The sequence below is a fragment of the Agromyces sp. NSFZ genome (assembly GCF_056156205.1).
On sequence record NZ_CM149585.1, the window covers coordinates 2,795,318 to 2,815,078 of the forward strand.

Annotated in this window: 22 protein-coding genes; 7 read left to right on the forward strand and 15 right to left on the reverse strand. The window is 71.2% G+C overall.

Translation table 11 applies throughout. The annotated features are described in order from the left end of the window. Nucleotides 1-11: 11 nt before the first annotated feature. Complete coding sequence (locus tag ACVFI9_RS13160) at nt 12-1,142, reverse strand: helix-turn-helix transcriptional regulator (protein WP_474762669.1); 1,131 nt, start codon at nt 1,140-1,142, stop codon at nt 12-14. 137 nt (nt 1,143-1,279) lie between these two features. Here ACVFI9_RS13160 and ACVFI9_RS13165 point away from each other — a divergent pair, with 137 nt between their 5' ends. The 4 genes from ACVFI9_RS13165 (at nt 1,280) to ACVFI9_RS13180 (ending at nt 5,625) form a co-directional block, all read left to right on the forward strand. After that, nucleotides 1,280-2,989 (forward strand): FAD-binding oxidoreductase, encoded by a 1,710-nt coding sequence (locus tag ACVFI9_RS13165; protein WP_474762670.1) that lies wholly within the window; start codon nt 1,280-1,282, stop codon nt 2,987-2,989. 161 nt (nt 2,990-3,150) lie between these two features. Further along, nucleotides 3,151-3,594: a hypothetical protein gene (locus ACVFI9_RS13170; RefSeq protein ID WP_474762671.1), complete on the forward strand. Its 444-nt coding sequence runs from the start codon at nt 3,151-3,153 to the stop codon at nt 3,592-3,594. 97 nt (nt 3,595-3,691) lie between these two features. After that, nucleotides 3,692-4,372, forward strand: coding sequence for a helix-turn-helix transcriptional regulator (locus ACVFI9_RS13175; RefSeq protein ID WP_474762672.1), 681 nt, complete (start codon nt 3,692-3,694; stop codon nt 4,370-4,372). After that, the gene (locus ACVFI9_RS13180; RefSeq protein ID WP_474762673.1) at nt 4,369-5,625 is read left to right on the forward strand and encodes an epoxide hydrolase family protein; all 1,257 of its coding nucleotides are present in this window, start codon (nt 4,369-4,371) and stop codon (nt 5,623-5,625) included. The genes ACVFI9_RS13175 and ACVFI9_RS13180 overlap by 4 nt, the downstream gene beginning before the upstream one ends. A gap of 49 nt (nt 5,626-5,674) precedes the next feature. On the opposite strand, the gene ACVFI9_RS13185 is transcribed toward ACVFI9_RS13180, so the two are convergent. The 4 genes from ACVFI9_RS13185 to ACVFI9_RS13200 all read right to left on the reverse strand — a co-directional run bounded on the left by ACVFI9_RS13185 (nt 5,675) and on the right by ACVFI9_RS13200 (nt 7,874). Further along, nucleotides 5,675-6,622, reverse strand: a complete 948-nt coding sequence (locus tag ACVFI9_RS13185) for a cation diffusion facilitator family transporter (protein ID WP_474762674.1) — start codon at nt 6,620-6,622, stop codon at nt 5,675-5,677. A gap of 68 nt (nt 6,623-6,690) precedes the next feature. Beyond that, entirely contained in the window at nt 6,691-7,074 is a 384-nt protein-coding gene (locus ACVFI9_RS13190) for an SHOCT domain-containing protein (RefSeq protein ID WP_474762675.1), read from the reverse strand. Nucleotides 7,075-7,102: 28 nt separating this feature from the next. Continuing rightward, nucleotides 7,103-7,432, reverse strand: coding sequence for an SHOCT domain-containing protein (locus tag ACVFI9_RS13195; protein ID WP_474762676.1), 330 nt, complete (start codon nt 7,430-7,432; stop codon nt 7,103-7,105). A gap of 10 nt (nt 7,433-7,442) precedes the next feature. After that, nucleotides 7,443-7,874 (reverse strand): DUF6325 family protein, encoded by a 432-nt coding sequence (locus ACVFI9_RS13200; RefSeq protein WP_474762677.1) that lies wholly within the window; start codon nt 7,872-7,874, stop codon nt 7,443-7,445. 239 nt (nt 7,875-8,113) lie between these two features. Here ACVFI9_RS13200 and ACVFI9_RS13205 point away from each other — a divergent pair, with 239 nt between their 5' ends. Next, a complete protein-coding gene (locus tag ACVFI9_RS13205; protein WP_474762678.1) occupies nt 8,114-8,503 on the forward strand; it encodes an SHOCT domain-containing protein in 390 nt (129 codons plus the stop codon). Nucleotides 8,504-8,594: 91 nt separating this feature from the next. Here ACVFI9_RS13205 and ACVFI9_RS13210 read toward each other — a convergent pair whose 3' ends face one another. Beyond that, nucleotides 8,595-9,566 carry an NAD-dependent epimerase/dehydratase family protein gene (locus ACVFI9_RS13210; RefSeq protein WP_474762679.1) on the reverse strand — a complete coding sequence of 324 codons (972 nt, stop codon included), beginning with the start codon at nt 9,564-9,566 and terminating at the stop codon, nt 8,595-8,597. A gap of 82 nt (nt 9,567-9,648) precedes the next feature. Further along, nucleotides 9,649-10,584 carry an NAD-dependent epimerase/dehydratase family protein gene (locus tag ACVFI9_RS13215; RefSeq protein ID WP_474762680.1) on the reverse strand — a complete coding sequence of 312 codons (936 nt, stop codon included), beginning with the start codon at nt 10,582-10,584 and terminating at the stop codon, nt 9,649-9,651. A gap of 93 nt (nt 10,585-10,677) precedes the next feature. Here ACVFI9_RS13215 and sigJ point away from each other — a divergent pair, with 93 nt between their 5' ends. Beyond that, the gene (sigJ, locus tag ACVFI9_RS13220; RefSeq protein ID WP_474762681.1) at nt 10,678-11,631 is read left to right on the forward strand and encodes an RNA polymerase sigma factor SigJ; all 954 of its coding nucleotides are present in this window, start codon (nt 10,678-10,680) and stop codon (nt 11,629-11,631) included. Here the strand turns inward: sigJ and ACVFI9_RS13225 are convergent. From ACVFI9_RS13225 to murI, 7 genes are all read right to left on the reverse strand, one after another. Continuing rightward, nucleotides 11,589-12,392, reverse strand: coding sequence for a response regulator (locus tag ACVFI9_RS13225; protein ID WP_474762682.1), 804 nt, complete (start codon nt 12,390-12,392; stop codon nt 11,589-11,591). The two genes, sigJ and ACVFI9_RS13225, sit on opposite strands and share 43 nt — an antisense overlap. Beyond that, entirely contained in the window at nt 12,385-13,674 is a 1,290-nt protein-coding gene (locus ACVFI9_RS13230) for a sensor histidine kinase (RefSeq protein WP_474762683.1), read from the reverse strand. The genes ACVFI9_RS13225 and ACVFI9_RS13230 overlap by 8 nt, the downstream gene beginning before the upstream one ends. Then, on the reverse strand, nt 13,674-14,546 hold the full coding sequence (locus ACVFI9_RS13235; protein ID WP_474762684.1) for an ABC-2 transporter permease: 873 nt from the start codon (nt 14,544-14,546) through the stop codon (nt 13,674-13,676). The genes ACVFI9_RS13230 and ACVFI9_RS13235 overlap by 1 nt, the downstream gene beginning before the upstream one ends. A 96-nt stretch (nt 14,547-14,642) precedes the next feature. Further along, nucleotides 14,643-15,566 carry an ABC transporter ATP-binding protein gene (locus ACVFI9_RS13240; RefSeq protein ID WP_474762685.1) on the reverse strand — a complete coding sequence of 308 codons (924 nt, stop codon included), beginning with the start codon at nt 15,564-15,566 and terminating at the stop codon, nt 14,643-14,645. Between the two features lie 119 nt (nt 15,567-15,685). Continuing rightward, on the reverse strand, nt 15,686-16,312 hold the full coding sequence (rdgB, locus tag ACVFI9_RS13245) for an RdgB/HAM1 family non-canonical purine NTP pyrophosphatase (RefSeq protein WP_474762686.1): 627 nt from the start codon (nt 16,310-16,312) through the stop codon (nt 15,686-15,688). A gap of 1 nt (nt 16,313) precedes the next feature. Next, nucleotides 16,314-17,096 carry a ribonuclease PH gene (gene rph, locus ACVFI9_RS13250; protein ID WP_474762687.1) on the reverse strand — a complete coding sequence of 261 codons (783 nt, stop codon included), beginning with the start codon at nt 17,094-17,096 and terminating at the stop codon, nt 16,314-16,316. Beyond that, nucleotides 17,093-17,977 (reverse strand): glutamate racemase, encoded by an 885-nt coding sequence (gene murI / locus ACVFI9_RS13255; RefSeq protein ID WP_474762688.1) that lies wholly within the window; start codon nt 17,975-17,977, stop codon nt 17,093-17,095. The genes rph and murI overlap by 4 nt, the downstream gene beginning before the upstream one ends. A gap of 115 nt (nt 17,978-18,092) precedes the next feature. Between murI and ACVFI9_RS13260 the strand changes: the two genes are divergently transcribed. Beyond that, a complete protein-coding gene (locus ACVFI9_RS13260) occupies nt 18,093-19,412 on the forward strand; it encodes a nicotinate phosphoribosyltransferase (protein WP_474762689.1) in 1,320 nt (439 codons plus the stop codon). Nucleotides 19,413-19,433: 21 nt separating this feature from the next. On the opposite strand, the gene ACVFI9_RS13265 is transcribed toward ACVFI9_RS13260, so the two are convergent. Then, nucleotides 19,434-19,721, reverse strand: coding sequence for a DUF3039 domain-containing protein (locus ACVFI9_RS13265; protein WP_474762690.1), 288 nt, complete (start codon nt 19,719-19,721; stop codon nt 19,434-19,436). Between the last annotated feature and the right edge of the window lie 40 nt (nt 19,722-19,761).

The window sequence follows — 19,761 nt, forward strand, 5'->3', positions numbered from 1 at the left end:
GGCGCCCGACCTCAGGCGAACCAGCCGGTAGGGCCGACCTCACCGCCCATGCGCGGCACGTACTGGTCGAAGTACACGCGCGAGATGAGTTCGCGCCGACTGCGCACGCCGGCCTTGTCGAACACCGACTTGAGGTGGTCCTGCACGGTGTAGGCCGAGACGTGCAGCGTCGACGCGATCTCCTTGGTGTCGACGCCCTGCAGCACGAGCCGGGTGACGTCGCGTTCACGGGGCGTCAGGCCGAAGGCCGCGACCACGAGCGCGACGATCTCGGGCGGCCGGGCCTCCTCGATCGTGACGACCACGTCGCCGACGGCGCCGTCCGCGCCGCGGAGGGGCGAGGCGTGCAGCAGCAGCCACACCCCGGATCCCGTTCGCACACGCGCGCGCGGAAGGGGTGACCCGGGCGTGCCGAGGGTGCGCCGCGCCGCGCCGACGAGGGAGGTGACGAGACTGAGCGGATCGCCGCCGTGCGCGTCGCCGCGCAGTTCGGCGAGCCGCTCCTCGGCGCCGAGGCTGATCTGGGAGATGCGGTCGTGCGCGTCGACGATGACGACGGCCGGCCCGGTGGCGTCGGGATCGTTCAGCTGACCGGTGGCGAGCCGGGCGAGCATGCCCGAACGGACGCCGCGTGCGAACGACTCGGACAGGCTGCCGAGGAACTCGACCTCGTCGGGGGCGAAGCTCGGGTCGTCGCTGCCGCGGAAGATGGCGAGGCATCCCCACACGGCGGAGCCGTCGCGGAAGAGCAACCGGGCCTCGTCGGCGAATCCGTACACCGGTTGCATCAGTCGCGCCATCCGCTCGGACCGCTCGACCTCTCCGGAGGTCGTCTCGTGCATCCCGATCGACCGGTGTTCGGTGACCGCGAGCGATCGGAACGAGGTGGAGTCCTCCGTCCCGTACTCGATGATGCCGAAGAGCTGGTCATGCTCGTTGTTGGCGACCAGGCTTCCGTACTTGCGCGCGCTCGTGAGCATCATCGTGGCCGGATCGTGGGTGCCGACGCAGGCGCCCACCCACGGCACCGCCCGCTGCACCGAGGCGGTCGCCTCCGCCAGGAAGTCGTCGAGGCCGAGTCCCCCGCGCGAGAGCACGTCGAGGTCGCCCAGCACGCGGGCCTCGGTCAGACGGGTTCTCACCGAACCAGTATGCGCGTCGCGAGGCGGTCACGGCCATCCCAGATCGCTGGGAACTCCGCGCCCAGATCCGAGGGAGCCCGAAGTCTGCGGTCGCTCGGGATACCGGCGACGGATGCCACGGCCGCAGGCTTGCGGTCGTGACCATCACCATCGACAGCGAGCCCATCGACGAGCACGGCTATCTCGTGCACGCCGACGATCTCACGGCCCAGCTGTGCCTCGCGCTCGAGCGACTGGACGCCGTGCTGATGGCCCGCGGACTCCACCGGTCCACCGTCGCCCGGCTCCGCGTGCGTGCGCTCGACGGCGCCCTCGCTGCGGAGCTGGTCGAGCTCGCCGCCGAGCGCTTCGACGGCACGACGGCGACGACGATCAGCTGCGAGCTCGTCGACCGGCTCGCCGTCGCCGGAATGCTCGTGGCGGTCTCCGCCGACCTCTCGATCGACCCATCACCGAACAACCGAACGAAGGACCAGCTGATGAATCCATCCCTCACCGAGGCACCGACGCTGCGCGATGCCGGCACGGTGTTCCTGCCCGGCGACGCCGGCTACGACGACGCGCGCACCCCCTGGAACCTCGCCGTCACCCAGCGGCCGGCCGCCGTCGCCGTGCCACGATCCGTCGACGAGGTCGTGCGCGTCGTGACCGCGGCCGTCGGGCTCGGACTGCGGATCGCTCCGCAGAGCAGCGGACACGGTGCCGCCGCGCTCGGCGCCCAGTCGCTGGACGACGTGCTGCTGCTCCGGCTGCACGAGCTGACCGGTGTCACGGTCGACCCGGAGCGACGCATCGCCCGGGTGCTCGGCGGCAGCCTCTGGCGCGACGTCGTCGCGGCCGCGGCTCCGCACGGGCTCACCGCACTGCACGGCAGCGCGGGCGATGTCGCGGTGGCCGGGTACCTGCTCGGTGGCGGACTCTCGTTCTACGGCCGCAAGCACGGCCTCGCCTCCTCGCACCTTCGTGCGGTCGAGCTGGTGACGGCGGACGGCACGCTCGTGCGTGCGAGCGCCCACGAGCACCCCGACCTGTTCTGGGCCGTCCGCGGCGGCGGCGGGAGCTTCGGCGCCGTGGTCGCCCTCGAGATCGAGCTGCTCCCCTACGCCGACGTGTTCGCCGGAATGCTCCTGTGGGATCTCTCCCGCGCCGATGAGGTGACCCGCGTCTGGGCCGCCTGGACCGCGGACCTGCCCGACTCGGTCACCACATCGCTGCGCTTCATGCGGTTCCCCCCGATTCCCGAGCTGCCGCCCTTCCTGAGCGGACGCAGCCTCGTGGTCATCGACGGGGCGCTGCTCGAGGACGACGAGCGCGCCGCCGAGCTCCTCGTGCCCCTGCGCGCGCTCGCCCCCGAGATGGACACCTTCGCGCGCATCCCGGCCGTGGAGATGCTGGCCGTGCACATGGACCCGCCCGGCCCGACGCCCGCGGTGGGCAACCACGCCCTGCTCGCGGAGCTTCCGGATGCCGCGATCGAGGCGCTCCTCGCCGTCGCGGGCCCCGGCGTGCGGATCCCGCTCATGTTCGCCGAGCTGCGACACCTCGGAGGTGCGCTCGCGGTGCCGCAGGATGCCGCGCTCGACCGCCTCGACGGAGCGTACGCCCTGTTCACCGTGGCGCCGGCGCCCACCCCCGAGATGGCGGCGGCCGGCACTGCCGCGGCGGACGCGGTCGTGGCGGCCCTCAGCCCCTGGGCCTCGCCTCGCGCCTTCCTCAACTTCGCCGACCGCACCGTGGATGTCGCGACCGCTTTCGACGCCGGAGCGTGGGCGAGGCTCCGCGACGTGCGCCGAGCCGTCGATCCCCGGGGCATCTGGACCGCTGCACACCCCGTCGGCACCGAGTGACCGACCGGCCACCACGAGACATCCGAGCAGACCCGGAAGAACCCGAATGAAGGAGCACCGCATGCACACGAGACGATCCATGATCACGGCCGGCCTCGTCGCCGCACTCGCCGTCGGCGGCGCGGCACTGCCCGCCGCCGCCCAACCCGACGAGTGGCCCGATGGTGCTCGGCGCCCCCGGGCACGCCGCCCAGTCGGCCCTGCTGGCCGAAGTCCGCGCGGCGACCGCCCGCTTCCACGACGTGGACGTCGCCATCGCCGAGGGCTACCAGAGCACCCACGAGTGCGCGGCCGGCCCCGACGGCGCCATGGGCGTCCACTTCGTGAACCCCGCACTCATCGCGCCCGGCGAGCCCGTCGACCCGGCGAGGCCGCCGATGCTGATGTACGGTCCGTCGGCGTCGGGCGAGCTCGAGTTCTGGGGCGTGGAGTACTTCGACCCCGAGGTCGGCCAGCCGACCCCGATGCTCGGCGATCGGCCGTTCGACGGGCCCATGCCGGGACACGACGAGCACATGCCGGTGCACTACGACCTGCACGTGTGGACGGGCAAGCACAACCCGGCGGGAATCTACGCGCCGTTCAACCCGGCCCTGTCCTGCTGATCCCACCTGGTGACACCGGGCCGTCCGGCTTCGCAACGGCAGTCGCGAAGCCGGGCGGCGCGTCGGCGCGTCGGCGGGGAGGGCTACACTCGGCGGCATGAGCTTCCTCTACGAGGAGAAAGCCTCATGCTCCCGCTTCGTCGATGTCGTCTGGCACACCGTCGACACGAGTGACGGCACCTACATCGCCGCCGCCGACGCCTGCTGGGACATGATCTTCACGACCCTGGCAGCGGGCGGCCTGCGCGTGCTGCTCAGCGGCCCGTCATCGCGCCCGACGGCCGTGCCGTATCGCACCGGCAACCGCAGCGTCGGCGTACGGTTCACGCAGGGCTCGTACTTCACGCACGTCGAGCCGCACTCGATGTTCGATCGCACCATCCGCCTTCCCGTGTTCGGCGACGGGCGCTTCGAGCTCGCCGGCCGCACGTGGGCCATGCCCGACTACGACGGCATCGACCTGCTGCTCACCGCGTTCGAGGCGGACGGGCTGCTCGCAGACGATCCCATCATCACCGCCGAGCTCCGCGGAGCCGCGCCGGCCGTCTCGCCACGCTCCGTGCAGCGCCACTTCGAACGCATCACGGGGCAGAGCCCCCGGAAGGTTCGGCAGGTGACCCGTGCCCGCGAGGCGGTCGCGCGCCTCCGTGTGGGCGAATCGATCGCGGAAGTCGCCTACGAGCTCGGCTACGCCGACCAGTCGCATCTCACGCGCGAGGTGAAGCGTCTCACCGGGTACACGCCGGCAGAGTCGAAGCGGCGCGACGAGCCCGTGTGACCGCGGCGCGTGTGTCGTTCCGGTTCAAGACGCCGCCCGCGGCATCCGCTTCACTCGACGGGACGCACCCCACCGGCACCATCGAGAGAGGACGGAACGCCATGGAGATCAGGCCGTATGCGATCGCGATCCCCGACGACGAACTCGACGACCTGCACGCCCGGCTCGACCGCACGCGCTGGCCCGCCGCGCTCACCGAGGAGTGGAGCCGCGGCACCCCCGTGCCGTACGCACAACGCCTCGCACGCTACTGGCGCCACGACTACGACTGGCGCGCACACGAGTCCCGGCTCAACCGGCTGATGCAGTTCATGGCCGAGGTCGACGGCCAGCCGATCCACGGACTGCACGTTCGGTCGCCTCGCGAGGAGGCGGTGCCGCTGCTGCTGCTGCACGGGTACCCGTCGTCGTTCGTCGAGTTCGCGGGAATCGCGCCCAAGCTCGCCGACCCGGGCAGCGACGAGGGGGCGGATGCCTCGGCGCCGTCGTTCCACGTGGTCGCGCCGTCCATCCCGGGGTACGGGTTCTCGACCCCGCTCACGAGCCACGGCTGGGACATCGCGCGCACGGCCCACGCCTTCGACGCGACCATGCAGGCGCTCGGCTACGACCGGTACGCGGTGTTCGGCGAGGACGTCGGCGCGGGCATCGGCGAGCAGCTCTGCCTCGACGCCGGCGACCGGGTGCTCGGTTCCATCGCCGCCACCGATCCCGGTTCGATCGCCACCGAGTACACGCCGCCGACCGACCACCTGACCGAGGCCGAGCGGGAGCGACACCAGCGACTGAAGGACGCCCGCGCCGAGGACTTCGGCTACCTCGCCCTCCAGACCACGCGGCCGCTCAGCGTCGCGTATGGGCTCACCGACTCCCCCATCGCCCAAGCGACCTGGATCGTCGAGAAGTTCCAGGAGTGGACCGCCCCTGACCGGGCCATGCCCGAGGACGCCGTCGACCTCGACGACCTGCTCACGCTCGTGACGGTCTCGTGGTTCGGGCGGGCGGGCGACGGCGCCGCGAACCTGCTCTACGAGACCGCGCACGCGCAGGTCGCGTGGGGACGCAGCCACGACCGTCCGCAGGGCATCGTCGCGTTCGGCGAGGAGCCGCTCATGCGACGCATCCTCGATCCCGAAGGCCGCCTCGCGTTCTTCAACGAGCACCCCAACGGCGGGCACTTCCCCGCGATGGAGGCACCGGGCGACCTCGTCGGCGACATCCGCGCCTACTTCGCCCGGCTGCTCGCGGTGTAGGGCCCTCGGGCAGCAGCACGCGCGCGTCGGGCACGCCCGTCGCGGTCGGTCACGGGTGGTGGTGCGGCTGCTCGTGACCGGCACGGCCGGCCGGCTCGAGCTGGAAGGTCGAGTGCGCGACGTCGAAGTGATCGGAGAGGCATCCGCCGAGCTCGTCGAGGAGTTCACCCGCGCGACCCGACGCGAAGACCTCGGGATCGACCTCGACATGGGCGCTGAACACCGGCGAACCCGACGTGATCTGCCAGACGTGCACGTCATGCACGGCGACGACGCCCGGCGCGCCGAGCAGGTGGTCGCGGATCTCGGCCACGTCGGTGTCGGGCGGGGCGGACTCGAACAGCACTCGCACGACGTCACGGAGCAGGCTGATCGCGCGGGGCACGATGAGCGCCGCGATGACGAGGGACGCGATGGGGTCGGCGGCGTCGAAGCCCGTGAGCAGGATCACCCCTGCCGCCACGATCACGAGCGCGGACCCGATGAGGTCGCCGAGCACCTCGAGGTAGGCGCCGCGCATGTTGATCGAGTCGCCCGTTCCGCCCCGCAGCACGAGGAGCGCGGCGACGTTGGCGGCGAGGCCGAGCACGGCGACGACGAGCATGGGTCCGCCCTGCACGTGGTGGGCCTCGCCGCCGGCTGCGACTCCCGCGCCCGTCAGCAGCCGGCCGAACGCCGAGACCGCGACGGACGCCGCGACGACGACGAGCACGATGCCGTTCACGAGGGCGCCGAGCACCTCGGCCCGCCGATACCCGTAGGTCTGCCGGTCGGTCGCGGGCCGTGCGGCGACCATCGCCGCGACGAGCGCGACGACGAGCCCGATGAGGTCGCTCGCCATGTGCCCGGCATCGGCGAGCAGCGCGAGCGAGCCGCTGAGGACGCCGCCGACCACTTGGACGACCAGGAACGCCGCGATGATCGCGATGGCGATCAGGAGCCGGGTGCGGTTCGCGGCCGCCCCGTGGGCGTGCGCGTGATCGTGCGAGTGAGCCATGTCCCTTCCAGCGTAGGCGCGGATTCCCCGAGCTCGCCGTGATGGGAATGAGACGCGTTCTCGCCGGGTCAGTACTTCGAACCGAGCGCCTTCGCCTTGATCGCCTCGTACTCGCCGTCGGTGATCACGCCCTGGTCGCGCAGCGCCTTCGCCTTCTCGATCTCCTCGGTCGGGTTGGCGAAGGAGATCTGCCGGAACTCCTCACTGCTGTAGTCCTGGTACTCGACCTGCTTGCGGGCCGATCGCTCGGACATGCCCTTGCCGCGCGCGATCAGGTAGACCAGGCCCGTGATCCAGGGCACGAACACCAGCAGGACGAGCCACAGCGCCTTGAGCCATCCGTTGAGCTCATGGTCTCGGAAGATGTCGATGATGATGTAGATCAGCACCAGGAGGTACGCCACGTAGGCGAACATCCAGAAGTAGAACCAGATCCAGCTCCAGAGATCCATGTTCGGCCGCCCCTCGACTCTCCGGTTCTCAACTCAGCAGTCTGGCCTTCGCCGCTGCGAACTCGGCATCATCGAGGATGCCCTGTTGCTTCAGCGCGGCGAGCTTCTGCAGTTCGGCGACCACGTCGATGCCGCCCGTGGCGGGCGCGGGAGCCGCGGCGGCGGCCTGCTGCGCCTGGTACTGCTGGGCCTCCCACTGCTGCTGCGCGGCGGCCTGCTGTTCGGCCTCCTGGTCCGCGTACCTCTGCTGCTGTCGCCGGGCGACATTGCCGCTCACGGCCGTGGCGGTTCCGGCGACGACCGCCGTGCGCGCCGCCATCCCGATCAGGCCCGGTCGGCCCCCTCTGCGAAGTGGCATGTTCCTCTCCTCACCCCTCGTCCGCCGCAGCGGCGAGCACCTCGTTGACCACGGTCGCTGGGATCCGCTCCACCTGGAGAACCTCGCCACCGGATGCCGCGAACGCGGAGGCCAGCTTCTTCGCCCACAGCAGTTCGATCGCCATGACGGCCCCGGCTGTGCCGGGCGGGATGGCGTCGGCCAGCTCGGTGATGTCCTCGTCGCCGATGACGCCCGATGCCTCGAGTTCCACGACCGTGAATCCGAACTGGTCGCGGAACTCCTCGAACTCGCGCACGGTCACGTCCCCGCCCTCGCCGCGCGCGACGATCAGCAGGTCCAGGAGGCGGATCTCGTCGCCCACCATCAAGTCGCCGAGCGCCGACAACGTCGCATCGTCGGGCCGGTCCCCTTCGAAGCTCACGACATAGATGTCGACGGGCCCGAACTCCAGTTCGGCCATGCGTTGCCTCCAGTCCTTCGAAACCGGTGCCGAGCGGCACCGGACACCCCATGGAAGCACCCGGGCAGCGACGGCGAAGTGCCAAAGGTCCCGTGGTGAGCGCGTGCGTTGGGCCGCAATGGGCACTCCCGGGGAGGCGCTGACCGTGGGTCGAAAGTCCTGTCGCCCGAAGCCCCGGCGTCACTAGTGTGACGCTCAGTGGCGGGCACCGCCGCCCGACGACTGGAAAGGCGCATCCCATGGACTTCTGGGCCAACTTCTGGGACTTCGTAGGCATCTTCTTCTGGAGCTTCGTGTTCATCGCCTACCTCTTCGCGCTCTTCGCGATCATCGGAGACCTCTTCCGAGACCACGAGCTCAACGGCTGGCTGAAGGCGGTGTGGATCCTCTTCCTGGTATTCCTGCCCTTCATCACCGCGCTGGTCTACCTCATCGCGCGGGGCGACGGGATGGCCAGGCGCTCGGCCAGGCAGGCGGCGGACATGCAGGCGCAGACCGACCAGTACATCCGGCAGACCGCCGGCGCACACAGCCCCACCGACGAGATCGCCAAGGCGAAGGCGCTGCTGGACGCCGGCACCATCACCCCGCAGGAGTACGAGGCGCTCAAGACGAAGGCCCTCATGTGACGGCCGACCTTCGACCTGCACGACGATGAACGGAACGCGATCCGCACCCGATGGCGGGTGCGGATCGCCGTTGCCGGGATGAGCCGCGTGCTCAGGCCGCTCGCGTGGCCGCAGCGCCGGATGCCTCGGTCAGTCCGAGCCCGTTGCGGAACCCTTCCCTCCAGCTCCCGTATCGCGGCTCCCATCCGAGCTCGGCCTTCGCCTTCGCGTTCGACGAGCCGCGCGCCGTGGTCATCCACGCGACGCCGAACTCACCGACGATCAGGCGCGCGAGCCAGGTCGGCACCCGCATCGGGGGCTTCGCACCGATCGCCTGCGCCAAGCCGGGCACCCACTCCGAGGTGGGCGCCGGCTCGTTGTCGACGATGTTGTAGATCCCCGCGGCACCGTACGTGACCGCTGCGACCGTGGCGCTCGCGGCGTCGTCGATGTGGCACAACGACCACACGCCTCCGCCGTCGCCGACGATCGGTACTTGGCGCTTGCGCACGGCCTCGAGGGTCTCCCCGCCGGCTCCGATCGACTGGCCGGGACCATAGAACGAGCCGTACCGCAGGGCGAGCCCGCCCGCCGCGACGGTCGCGCGTTCGGCGTGGGCGATCGCGTCGAGCGCGGCCCGGGCCGAGGGCACGGGGTGCGGATCGAGCGGGTCCTGCTCGGTCTTCACCCGGCTGCCGGTGTGCTCGTTGGTCCATCCGGTGAAGCTCTGCACGAGGATGCGCCGCGTGCCGGCCTCCTGTGCCGCCGCGATCAGCGCGTCGGTGGTGCGCGTTCGGAGTTCGTTCGTGACGGCGAACGACGTGTCGATGTGCCGGAAGTCGAACCCGCCCGAGAAGGCGGTGAGCTGGTGCACGAGCACCTCCGGCTTCGCGTCGAGCACGGCGCGACGCACGGATGCCTCGTTCAGCGCGTCCATGACGACGCCGCGTCCACCCGCCTCCTCGATCTGTCGCACGCCCCTGTCGGAGCGCGATGTTCCGGTCACCTCGTATCCGGCCGCGACGAGCAGCGGCACGAGCCGGCTCCCGATTGCGCCGGTGGCACCGGCGATGAATACCTTCATGTGGAGTACTCCCTTCCATCCCCTCCGACGATGCATCGCCTCCGGATGTGACAGCAGCAGGATCCGCCCGACGTCATCGCGCTCAGCCGAGGCCGGTGCGGAACCCCTCCCGCCAGCTCGCGTAGCGCGGCGCCCAGCCGAGCTCGCGCTTCGCCTTCGCGTTCGACGACCCGCGCACCTTGGTCATCAACGAGACGCCGTGCTCGCCGATGAGCGGCCGCGCGAGCCACGCGGGAATGCGCATCGGCGGCTTCGCGCCGATGATGCGCGCCAGCTCTGGCAGCCAGACCGAGACCGGCGCGGGGTCGTCGTCGACGATGTTGTACACCCCGGGCACGCCGTTCCCGACGGCGGCGGCGGTGGCGGATGCCGCGTCCTCGACGTGGCAGAACGACCACACGCCGGCGCCGTCGCCGACGACCGGCAGCTTCCGCGACTGCACCATCTGCAGGATCGCGCCGCCTCGACCGAGCATGTTGCCCGGACCGTACAGCCCCCCGTACCGGAGCGCGAGTCCGCCGGCGTCCGTGGTCGCCCGCTCGACGTGACGGATCGCCGCAAGCGTCTCGCGTGACGCCGCCGTGGGCGTGGGGTCCAGCGGATCCTCTTCCGACTTCACCGCACCGCCCGTCCGCTCGTTCGGCCACCCGGTGAAGCTCTGGGCGATGAACCGGCCGACTCCGGCCTCGCTTGCGGCCGCGAGCAGGTGATCGGTGCCTCGCGTGCGGAGGGCGTTCGTCGCGGCGAAGCCCGCGTCGAACCGCTTGAAGTCGACGGCCGGACCCCTCAGGGCGGTCAGCTGGTGCACGATCACGTCGGGTCGCGCCTCGAGCACGGCAGTTCGAACGGAGGGGGCATCCAACCCGTCCATGACCATCCCGGTCGCGCCCGCCCGCTCGATCGCGCCGAGGCGCTCCGCGCTCCTCGACGTGCCGATCACCTCGTGTCCTTCGCCCACGAGCAGCGGAACCAACCGTGATCCGACGGCGCCCGAGGCGCCGGCGATGAAGACTCGCATGTCACTCGTCCCTTCCCTCTCTCACCCCCTCCGACGGATGACCGCCGCCCGGTGTGACACCCCGGCGATGATCGCCTGTGGAATGCTCGGACCATGACCGAATCGAGTGCTGCGCTCGGCGAACTGCGCCCACTCATGTTCTCGATCGCGTACCGCATGCTCGGCAGCGTGACCGAGGCCGAGGACGTCGTGCAGGACGCCTACCTGCGCCTCCATGAGCGGTCCCTCGCGGGCGAGACCATCGAACGCCCCGAGGCGTACGCCTCGACCGTGGCGACCCGACTCGCGATCGATGCACTGCGTTCGGCGCGGCGCACACGAGAGGTCTACACGGGCACATGGCTGCCCGAGCCGCTGATCGACGACGACGCCGACCCCGCGCATCGCATCGAGCGCGACGAGACGCTCTCGTTCGCGTTCCTGGCCGTGCTCGAACGACTTCGTCCCGTCGAGCGGGCGGTCTTCCTGCTTCGCGAGGTGTTCCAGCTGGACTACGCCGACATCGCCACGATCGTCGAACGCGACGAGGTCGCCTGCCGTCAGATCATGCACCGGGCTCGCGCCCGCATTGCCGAAGGGCGGCCGCGCTTCGATGCGGATGCCGCGCGCGACGCCGCCCTCCTCGATTCCTTCTTCGCCGCGCTCGACGACGGCGACGTGGATGCGCTCGCGGGCGTGCTCGCCGATGACGTGGTGTTCTACGCCGACGGCGGCGGACTCGCACCGGCGGCGCGGCATCCGCTGCACGGCGCCATTGCGGTGGCCCGCTTCCTCGCCGGCCTCGTGCGCCGCGGCAGCGGCATGCATGTGCGCCTCGAGCGCACGGTCGCGAACGGCGAGGCGGCACTCAAGGCCTCGACGGCCGACGGTGCGACCCTCAGCGTGCTGATGCTGCACGTGGAGGCCGGGCGCGTCTCGGTGGTCGGCAACCAGCTGAACCCAGACAAGCTCCGACACCTCGGCCCCGTCGGCGACCTCAACGCGCTCGTTTCGCGGGGTGCCGGCTACTCGCCCGGCGACCCGGGCGCGACCACCCCGGTCTCGTAGCCGAGCACGACCGCCTGGATGCGATCGCGCAGGCCGAGCTTCATGAGGATGCGACCGACGTAGGTCTTCACCGTCGACTCCGACAGATGGAGCGAGGCGGTGATCTCGGTGTTGCTCTGGCCGCGGGCGATGGCGGTGAAGACCTCGGCCTCGCGTTCGGTGAGCGACGCCAGGCGCGGGTGCGATCGCGGGTCGGTGAGCGGGCCGCCGTTCGCGGGCGCGCCGGCCGCCGGCGAGGCATCCGTCGTCGGGCCGACCGCGGTCGGGTCCACGCTGCCCGGCGGCGCACCGGCGATCGGAAGACTCCCGGCGAACAGGTCGAGGAGCCGGCGCGTGATGCGCGGTTCGACGATGGCGTCGCCCGCGGCGACCGTGCGGAGCGCGCGCACCAGATCGGCGGGCGGAGCGTTCTTCACGAGGAAGCCGCTCGCACCGGCCCGCAGACCTTCGAACGCGTACTCGTCGAGGTCGTAGGTGGTGACGATGAGCACGCGCACCCCCGGCAGGCGCTCGGCGATGCGTGCGGTTGCGGCGATGCCGTCGAGTCCCGGCATGCGCACGTCCATGATCACGACGTCGGGCACGAGCTCGATCGCCATGGCGAGCGCCTCGAGGCCATCCTGCGCCTCGCCGACGATCTCGAGGTCGGGCTCGCTCTCGAGCACCATGCGGAAGCCGAGCCGGATGAGCGGTTGGTCGTCGACAAGCAGCACCCGGATGCGACCGGCCGGTGATCCACCGGCGGTCGACGACTCACCCATGGACACGTTCGCCTCCCTGCTCTCCTTCGCGGGCCCGCGGTAGCACGGCGTGCACGCGCCAGCCTCCCGCCGGGAGCGGTCCCACCTCGACGGTACCGCCGAACACCGCCGCGCGTTCGCCCATGCCGATGATGCCGCGGCCGGAACCGACGGTGGGCGACCCGATCTCCGACCGCCCGTCGTCGGTGATCGTGACGGTGGTCGCGGCCGGGCCGTAGTCGACGGCGACGTGCACCTGCCGCACGTCGCGGGCGTAGCGCAGCGCATTGGTGAGGGCCTCCTGCACGATCCGGTACACCGCGAGCTCGACGGCCGCATTGGCGACGGGCGCGCCGCTGATGGTGAACCGCACGGGCAGGCCGGCGGTGCGGAACTGCGCGATCAGGCCCGCGAGATCGCCGTGGCCCGGCGCGGGTTCACGCGCCTGTGCGGCATCCGTCGTCTCGCCGAGCACCGAGAGCACCTGCTGCATGTCGCGCAGTGCACCGCGGCCCGTCTCGGTGAGCTGGTCGAGGGCGAGCGTGGCCTGTGCGGGGCTCCGCTCGAGGGTGGCGCGCGCACCGTCGGCGAGCGAGATCATCACCGAGAGGCTGTGCGCGACGATGTCGTGCATCTCGCGGGCGATACGACCGCGTTCGGCGAGCGTGGCGATCTGCGCCTGGCTGTCACGCTCGCGTGCGAGCTGCTCGGCGCGTTGCGTGAGAGCGCGCACCCGCTCGGCACGTTCCCAGGTGTTCGCGCCGAGCAGCACGCCGACGGCGTCGGCCATCGCGAGCGTGAGCAGCACGACCGGCACGTCGAAGGCGGTCGGCGCACCGAGTCGCGCCGCGAGTTCGGGCAGCCAGAACACGAGGCTCCCCGCGGTCACGACGAGCGTGACCGCGGCGGAGATCCACCCGAGTGCCGGTGAGCGGAAGGCGGCGACCGCGTAGAGCGCGATGGGTACCGCGAGCACGAGGTTGGTCTCGGCCGAGAACGTCACCACGGTGGTGAGCAGCGTGACCACGGCCAGCACCGTGAGCGGCGCCCGGCGTCGGAACAGGAGCGCAACCGCGGTGCCGCCGATGGCGACGATGTGCCACGCGGTGACGTCCACGCCGCGCGAGACGACCTGCGACGCGAGTGTGGCCACGACGATCGCGGTGAAGACGAGCGAGACGGACGCGTCGACGAGCCACGGACGGGTTCGGAGGAACCGCCGGACCGGCGACGCGGCCGGGGGCGGAGATCCCTCGGGAGAACGGCGCGACGCTCCGGTTCCGGTGGATCCCCGCTCGACCATCACACGTCTCGTCTCGTGAAGAGCACTCCGCCCAGGACGGCTGCCCCGGCGGTCCACGCGAGAAGCACTGCTCCCCCGATGACGATCGGCTGCCAACCGACCTGGGCTGCGGATTGGAACAGCATCATACCTGCGGTGCTCGGCAGGAACTCGGATGCGATTCCGCCGATTCCCGGGACGATGGGCAGGATGGCCGGCGCGAGCACCAGGACCCCGAGCACCGCGCCCATGGCAGCCGCGGTACTGCGGAACAGCGAACCGATCGCCGTCGACATCGCCGCGATCAGGCCCAGGAAGACCGAGACACCGGCGAGCACCTGCAGCGTGTCGACGTCGAAGAGGCTCGATCCCAGCCCGAAGCCGGCGAGCGCCGGCTGCACGAGCAGGAACGACGCGGCACCGGCCACGAGCCCGACCACGGCGCCGACCAGCGACGACATCGACAGCTTCGCGAGGAGCACCGGCGTGCGCCGGGGCACCGCCGCGAGCGTCGTGGCGACGAGTCCGCTCGACCGTTCGGTACTCACGACGAGCACGCCGTAGACGGCGACGAGCGCGTAGGCGAACATGCCGGCGAATCCGATCACCCCGAGTCCCGGCGCGGCGCCGTAGTTGTCGATGATGACGGCGGCGGGGTCGGGGACGTCCGCCGGTGGGGCGAGCGGGATCACGAGCAGGACGCCGGCGGCGAACAGCAGGGTGAACGCGAGTGTCGAACCGACCGTCCAGTAGGACGAGCGGAGGGTTCCGGTCTTGATCCACTCGGCGCGGGCGACCCGCGCGAAGGTGAGGCGTGGGGTCGAGCCCCGGGCGGTGCGGACGGCGCCGGCAGGTGCCGGCACGATCGAGGTGGACATGGTGGGCGTGGACATTGTTCAGGACTTCCTTGGAGGTGTGAGGGATCGGCGGGATCAGGGACCGGGATCAGCGGGATCAGGGACCGGGATCGGCGGGATCAGGGACCGGGATCAGCGACCGGAGACCGGGACCGGCTCGGCCTGGTACTCGAGTGCGGAGTCGGTGAGCGAGAGGTACGCCTCCTCCAGTGACGCGGTCCGCGTGGCGAGTTCGTGGATGGGGATGTCCAGCTCGCGGGCGACCGTCGAGATCGCGGCCGCGTCGAGGCCGGTGACCTCCAGTTCGCCGTGGGCGATGCTCGTGACGGCGACGCCGGGGGCCGCGATCGCCGCGGCGAGTCGGTCGGCCTCCGGCGAGATCACCGCGACCCGGGTCGCGCCGACGTCGGCGAGCACGTCCGCCATGGGCGCGTCGGCGATGAGCCGGCCGCGGCCGATGACGATGAGGTGGTCGGCGGTCTGGGCCATCTCGCTCATGAGGTGGGACGACAGGAACACGGTGCGGCCCTCCGCCGCCAGTGCCCGCAGGAAGCGGCGAACCCAGATGATGCCGTCGGGGTCGAGGCCGTTGACGGGCTCGTCGAGCATGAGCGTCTGCGGGTCGCCGAGGAGCGCGGCCGCGAGGCCGAGCCGCTGGCCCATGCCCATGGAGAAGGAGCCCACGCGCCGGTCGGCGGCCGTCTCCATGCCCGTGAGCTGCAGCACGTCGCGCACCCGGCTGCGTGCGATGCCGTGCGTGGCGGCGAGCGCGGTCAGGTGGGCGTGCGCCGTGCGGCCCGGGTGCGCGGCGCGCACGTCGAGCAGTGTTCCGATCTCGGTCAACGGTGCCGGATGACTCGCGACGTCCATGCCGTTCACGCGAGTGCTGCCCGTGGTGGGGCGCACGAGCCCGGCGATGGCGCGCATCGTCGTGGACTTGCCCGCGCCGTTCGGCCCGAGGAATCCGGTGACGGTTCCGGGGCGCACGGTGAACGACAGGTCGTCGACCGCGGTGGTCGCGCCGAAGCGCTTGGTGAGGTGTTCTACTTCGATCATGCTGTCGACGGTAGAAGTGTGCGGCGGCGCGATCTTCCGACCTGGGTGCCGACCTGCCGCGGCGCTCGCCGTCGTCATGGTACCGGGGTCCGAGTCCCCCGGGTGATCGTCGGCCGGCGTTATCCGCCCAGGTGCTCGGCGACGCGTTCGAGCTCGGGCAGGAGCGCCGCGAACGCGCGCGCACGGTGGCTGTGCGCGTTCTTCACCCCCGGCGGGAGCTCCGCGGCCGACACGTCGAAGTCGTCGGGCAGGAAGATCGGGTCGTAGCCGAACCCGTTGACGCCGGCCCGCTCGGTCGCGATGCGACCGGGCCAGTCGCCCACGGCGGCGTACTCGAACGGAGTGCCCGCGACATCCGGCACCACCAGGGCGATGGTGCAGTGGAAGTGCGCGGTGCGGTGCGGGTCGCGGATGTCGCCCAGCTGGGCGAGCAGCAGTTCGAGGTTCGCCTCGGCGCCCCGGCCCGGCCCGGCCCAGCGCGCGGAGAAGATGCCCGGCGCGCCGCCCATCACGTCGACCGCGATGCCGGAGTCGTCGGCGAGCGCGATGCGTCCGGTATGAGATGCCGCGGCGCGCGCCTTGATGAAGGCGTTCTCGTCGAAGCTCGTGCCGTCTTCGACGGGCTCGGGACCGTCGTAGGGCAGCACGACGAGTCCCGGCATCCGCTCACCGAGGATGTGCTGGAACTCGGCGACCTTGTGCGCGTTGTGGGTGGCGAGCACCACCTCGAGTGTCGTACCCGTCACGTCAGGCCGTCGCCTCGTCGGTCGCGGCGAGCGTCGCCTGCTGGATGAGCGCGAGCTCGGCGGTGCCGGCGAGCGCGAGGTCGAGCAGCGAGTCGAGCTCGCGGCGATCGAACGGCGCACCCTCGGCCGTGCCCTGCACCTCGACGAACAGGCCGCGCCCCGTGGCCACGACGTTCATGTCGGTCTCGGCGCGCACGTCCTCGACGTATGCGAGGTCGAGCATGGGCGTGCCGTCGACGATGCCGACCGAGATGGCCGAGACCGTGTCGATAATCGGTTTCGCCCGCTGCCCGATGAACTTCTGCGCGCGCGCCCACTCGATGGCGTCGACGAGGGCGACGTAGGCGCCCGTGATGGCGGCGGTGCGGGTGCCGCCGTCGGCCTGCAGCACGTCGCAGTCGATCTGGATGGTGTTCTCGCCGAGCCCCTTCGTGTCGACGACGGCCCGGAGGCTCCGTCCGATGAGGCGGCTGATCTCGTGGGTGCGCCCGCCGATGCGGCCCTTCACGGACTCGCGGTCGTTGCGGGTGTTCGTGGCACGAGGCAGCATGGCGTACTCCGCGGTCACCCAACCGCGGCCCTTGCCGGTCATCCAGCGCGGCACGCCGTTCGTGAACGACGCCGTGCAGAGCACCTTGGTGCCGCCGAACGAGATGAGCGCGCTGCCCTCGGCGTGGGCGCTCCAGCCGCGTTCGATCGTCACGTGCCGCAGTTCGTGGGGTGCGCGACCGTCGGCGCGCACCAGGTCGGCGTGGGCTGCCTGGGGGGCGGATGCCTCGGTCATGCGTTCTCCTGTCGAAGTTCGGTGGTCCCCTGATCATGTCGAAGGGAGCTGTTCGAAGGGTGGTGATGCGGAATCGTGAGCGCGCCCGTGTGCACGAGCTCGACGCTCGGGATCTCGGGCGCGATGAGCCGGTGCGCGAGGTCGAGGAACGCGCTCGTCGAATCCCCGGTCGCCTCGTAGCGGTAGCTCGGCGGATGCACCGCGCGTCGCTCCATGCCGTTCGACACGAGCACGCGGTAGACGTCGTTGGCGGTCTCGACGTCGCTCGAGACGAGCGCCACCTGCTCCCCCATGACGTACGAGATGGCGCCCTTGAGGAACGGGTAGTGCGTGCAGCCGAGCACGAGCGTGTCGACCTCGGCTTCACGGAGCGGCGCGAGGTACTCCTCGGCGACCGAGAGCAGCTCGTCGCCGCTCGTGATGCCGGCCTCGACGAACTCGACGAAGCGCGGGCATGCCGCCGACACGAGCTCCAGGTGCGGGGCCGCGGCGAACGCGTCGTCGTAGGCGCGAGATTGGATCGTGCCGACCGTGCCGATCACGCCGACGCGCCCGTTGCGGGTGGTGGCGACGGCGCGGCGCACCGCGGGCTGGATCACCTCGACGACCGGCACGTCGTACCGCTCGCGTGCGTCGCGCAGCATGGCCGAAGAGGCCGTGTTGCAGGCGATGACGAGCATCTTCACGCCCTGGGCGACAAGGTCGTCGAGCACGGCGAGCGCATACCGGCGCACGTCGGCGATGGGCTTCGGGCCGTACGGCGAGTGCTCGAGGTCGCCGATGTAGAGGATCGACTCCTGCGGCAGCTGGTCCTTCACGGCGCGGGCCACTGTGAGACCGCCGACGCCGGAGTCGAAGATCCCGATCGGTGCATCCGTCACGACATCCAAGCTTAGGTCGCTCGCCGAGCTTGTCGAAGCGCCCGCCCTTCGACGAGCTCGGTTCGACGAGCTCGCTTCGACGAGCTCAGGGAACCGCCGCCGCTAGGCTGACCCTGTGACCGGTTCTGCTGCGCTCTTCACCGACCGCTACGAGCTGACGATGGTGGATGCCGCGCTCCGCGACGGCGCCGGCCATCGCGAGAGCCTCTTCGAGGCGTTCGCGCGGCGCCTGCCCGACGGCCGCCGCTACGGCATCGTCGCGGGAACGGGTCGGCTCCTCGAGCTCATCGACCGGTTCCGCTTCGAGGACGCCGAACTCGAGTGGCTCCGCGAGCACGAGGTGGTGCGGCCCGAGACGCTCGACTGGCTCGCCGACTACCGCTTCCGGGGCGACATCTGGGGCTACCGCGAGGGCGAGGCGTACTTCCCCGGCTCGCCGCTCATCACGATCCAGGCGACGTTCGCCGAGGCCGTCATGCTCGAGACCCTCGTGCTCTCGACGCTGAACTACGACTCCTCGGTGGCCAGCGCCGCGGCGCGCATGGTGTCGGTCGCGCTCGGCCGGCCGATCGCCGAGATGGGGTCGCGGCGCACGAGCGAGCACGCCGCGATCGCCGCGGCCCGGGCCGCGTACATCGCGGGCTTCGACGCCACCTCCAACCTCGAGGCCGGTCGGACCTGGGGCATTCCCACGATGGGCACCGCCGCTCACGCGTTCACGCTCCTCCATGACACCGAAGAGGACGCCTTCCGGGCGCAGGTCGCGGCCTTCGGGCCGAAGACGACCCTGCTCGTCGACACCTACGACATCGCCCAGGGCGTCGAGCGCGCCGTGGAGGCCGCGGGCACCGAGCTCGGCGCGGTGCGCATCGACTCGGGTGACCTGCCCACGGTCGTCGCCGCCGTGCGCGAACAGCTCGACGGGCTCGGCGCCGTCGACACGAGGATCACCGTCACGAGCGACCTCGACGAGTTCACGATCGCGGGCCTGTCGGGCGCGCCGGTCGACGCCTACGGCGTGGGCACGGCGGTCGTCACCGGCTCGGGCTTCCCCGCCGCCGGCATGGTCTACAAGCTCGTCGCCCGCCGTGACGACGCCGGCGAATGGATCTCGGTCGCAAAGGCGTCGACCCAGAAGCTCAGCGTCGGCGGCCGCAAGAACGCGGCACGAAGGCTCGACTCCACGCGCACCGCGCGGGAGGAGCTCATCTTCCTCGGCGACGGCCCGGAGGGCGAGGCCGAGTTCGAGCCGGGTGACCGGCTCCGCCCGCTCATGGTGCAGCTCATGGAGGGCGGCGTCGCCGACCCCGCGTTCCTCGGCTTGGCGGGCACTGCGGCCGCCCGGGCGCACCGCGCGCAGGTGATGCAGGAACTGCCGATCGAGGCGTTCCGGCTGGGGCGCGGCGAGCCGGTCATCCCGACGACGTACCGCTGACCCCTGGTGAACGGCTGATGCCTACTGGGCCTTCAGCCGCTCGTAGATCTCCTTGCACGTGGGGCAGACGGGGAACTTCTCGGGGTCGCGCCCGGGCGTCCACTTCTTGCCGCACAGGGCCCGGACGGGCTTGCCGGTGACGGCCGACTCGAGGATCTGCTCCTTCTTCACGTAGTGCGAGAACCGCTCGTGGTCGCCGGGCTCGATGGTCTCCTCTTCGAGGAGCTTCTCGAGCTCGCGGTCGAGCACGGAGGTGCCTCCGCCGGGCGCGTCGGGATCGGCGATGCTCGCGCGTACGGGTTCGATCATGCGCTCGATTCTACGCGCGGATGCCACGACCACGGCCGCC